We start from the raw sequence: 513 nt of genomic DNA on the forward strand, positions 1-513 counted from the left end.
GATGACGTGTTAGAAACAAGGTATCGCGCATTGACCCCGTAGTCGAGACCGCAGGAGGTGGGAACATGTTGATGCGCAGCGAACCCTTCACCGAGGTCAACCGGCTCGCCCAGCAGCTGTTCGGAGCCACACCCACCGGGACCTGGTCCCGGCCGACCGCGATGCCGGTCGACGCGATCCGCAACGGCGACGAGTTCGTCATCGCCCTCGACCTGCCCGGCGTCGACCCCGACGCCATCGACATCGACGTGGAACGCAACGTGCTGACCGTACGCGCCGAGCGCCGCCCGATCGACCTCGGCGAACACGCCACCGTCCAGCTCACCGAACGCCCGCTCGGCGTGTTCTCCCGCCAGCTGTTCCTCGGCGACGCCCTCGACACCGACCGCATCGACGCCGCCTACGACAACGGCGTGCTCGTCCTGCGCATCCCGATCGCCGAGAAGGCCAAGCCCCGCAAGGTCAACGTGGTGGCACGCCAGAGCGGCGAGCAAAAGGTGATCACGGGCTGAA

At 67.1% G+C, this 513-nt stretch carries 1 protein-coding gene; it reads left to right on the plus strand.

Features of this window, described 5'->3' with window-relative positions; genetic code table 11:
• The first annotated feature begins 65 nt into the window (after positions 1-65).
• Positions 66-512 (plus strand): Hsp20/alpha crystallin family protein, encoded by a 447-nt coding sequence (locus Apa02nite_RS50775; RefSeq protein ID WP_203831589.1) that lies wholly within the window; start codon positions 66-68, stop codon positions 510-512.
• The last annotated feature ends 1 nt before the right edge of the window (position 513 follow it).

It is taken from the genome of Actinoplanes palleronii, assembly GCF_016862315.1.
Classification (GTDB): Bacteria; Actinomycetota; Actinomycetes; order Mycobacteriales; family Micromonosporaceae; genus Actinoplanes; species Actinoplanes palleronii.